The following is a 2,335-nucleotide window of genomic DNA, read 5'->3' on the forward strand; positions in this document are numbered from 1 at the left end:
GCTCAGGAGCAATAACTGAGTAAAACAGTGGATCAATTTTGATTGATCGGATTTAGATAAAAAGTGGATCAGTTTTCGGTGATCGTTGACAAGGGATGTATAACCGTTTATTAACGTTGGCAAAGTTGGGTAATTTGGATGTTGCTATGTGTAATGGTACTTATGTTTATATGGATGGCTCACCCTCTAAATTAATTTTTCCTTTAAAAAAGGTTCCATCGACTGACATAATTTTAGGAACTGAATGGTTACAAAAAGGTTTAAGTTCAGGTAAGTTTTTACACGTTACTTGGCTTAATATTTATAAGTTAAGTTTTATTCGTGAACATCAGTATCAGTTTGAACCGCAACTACATCATCAAGATATTCCTTGGACAACAGAAATATTGCTTAATGCAAAACGCGTGCAGTTTATTAATGAATCTTATTATGATTATTTTATTCATAATAAATCAGTTTCTCATTCATTATGTGGCGATGCTTTACGCGTGCGTAAGGTTAATACTTATTTAAAAATTATTGATATGTTAATGGATATTTATAAAAAATATCCTAATGCGGTAAATCAAACTCCCGCTTGTTGGTGGCAGATAGGAAAGGAAGGCTTTGGTGTTGTATTGTCTATTCAAGCAATTGAATCACCAAAAATTAAATATGAGATGGTTAAGCGTTTTTTTGACGAGGGATACTGGCAAATTACTTGGCAAAATGCGACAACTTTAAAATTAAAATGGCGACTGAGTCGGCGTTATTTAAAACTAAAATCGTTGCTTAAATATCAATCGTAATGATAGTTAAAAAAAAATTTTGCTAATGAGAAAATAGCACTAGACTCATTATTATATTGAGAAATAAGCGAGTGATATTGTAATTAAACTATACCAGCGTTTACAGTTCTTACTCGACAAATGTGATGGGTTTAATAGATCAAATTGTTTTTTTCTTTATAATGAAATATTCTATGGATATTAAATAAATTTCCCAAGTAATGGATAATGTTTGCCACTGTTTGTTTAAACAAGCAGTGGTAATTTTTTGTATTCGCGTTAAAAGAAAATTGATATTATTTTTTTTAAAATAAAAAATAACATTTTCTAGTAAATAATTTAAATAAAGCGATAAAATGGTGGTAAATGCTAATATAGAAGAGGCAATATTAATATAATGAGTTATAGAAAAATAGCATGGATAATTAATGTTAACATTACTTGAATTATTATCATCTGTGGCTTTATTGGTGTGGGGCACGTATATTGTCCGAACTGGTGTTATGCGGGTTTTCGGTACCGATCTACGCCGAATATTAGGCCAAAGTATCGGTAAAAAATCGCGCGCATTTTTAGCGGGTATTGCTGTTACTGCTTTAGTTCAAAGTAGTAATGCGACGGCACTATTGGTTACTTCATTTGTAACACAAGGTTTAATTTCTATCACACCAGCTATGGTTATTATGTTGGGTGCAGACGTCGGTACCGCAATGATGGCTCGGGTGTTAACTTTTGATTTGGCATGGTTATCACCCCTATTGATTTTGTTTGGTGTGATTACTTTTCTTAGCGAGAAAAAAAATCGGGTTGGTCAATTAGGGCGAGCTGCGATAGGCCTAGGACTCATTTTATTAGCTTTACAGCTTATTGTTAGTTCAGCAACGCTGATTACTCATGCATCCGCTATCCAAGCAATTTTTACTTCATTACAAGGTGATATTATCTTAGCAGTATTCGTCGGTGCTGTATTTTCTATGCTCACCTATTCTAGTTTGGCGGCGGTTTTGTTAACAGCAACGTTAAGTATGGCAGGACTCGTTCCGCTTTATATTAGCCTATCGATTGTTATTGGTTCAAATATCGGTAGTGGTTTATTAGCTATGATTGGCAGTAGTCGGCAAAGCGGATCAGCACGGCAGGTAGCTTTAGGCAGTTTGTTATTCAAACTCATTGGCGCAATAGTGGTTTTACCCTGGATTAAACAGTTAGCCGATTGGATAGATAATTATAATTTTAATCCGTCTGAAATCGTGATCTATTTTCATGTGTTTTATAATTTACTGCGCTGCTTAATGATGTTGCCATTTGTCAAATTGATGTCGGGTTTATGTCAACGTCTTATCCCCATTTCGTCTGTAGAGGTTGAGATTTTTTCCCCCCGTTATTTGGACAAAGCAGCGTTGGAAACACCTTCATTAGCCATTGCTAATGCGGTAAGAGAAACACTGCGCATGGGAGATATCGTTGAGCAAATGGTTCATGGTTAGGAAATTGAATCGCTTTTAAAGTGAGTAGCAAAAGCCATCCCTTATTGCAAAAAGGAGATGGGGATCGATTTATTGTGTTTA

Annotated in this window: 1 protein-coding gene and 1 pseudogene; both read left to right on the plus strand. The window is 34.7% G+C overall.

The window, feature by feature from the left end:
• Positions 1–95 precede the first annotated feature (95 nt).
• Positions 96–788 carry a glycosyltransferase family protein gene (locus G468_RS21725; RefSeq protein ID WP_034250375.1) on the plus strand — a complete coding sequence of 231 codons (693 nt, stop codon included), beginning with the start codon at positions 96–98 and terminating at the stop codon, positions 786–788.
• 407 nt (positions 789–1,195) lie between these two features.
• Positions 1,196–2,245 (plus strand): annotated as a pseudogene (locus tag G468_RS21730) (Na/Pi cotransporter family protein); the annotation flags it as partial.
• Positions 2,246–2,335: the final 90 nt, after the last annotated feature.

Origin of the sequence: Arsenophonus nasoniae DSM 15247, from assembly GCF_000429565.1 — a bacterium.
Taxonomy (GTDB): domain Bacteria; phylum Pseudomonadota; class Gammaproteobacteria; order Enterobacterales; family Enterobacteriaceae; genus Arsenophonus; species Arsenophonus nasoniae.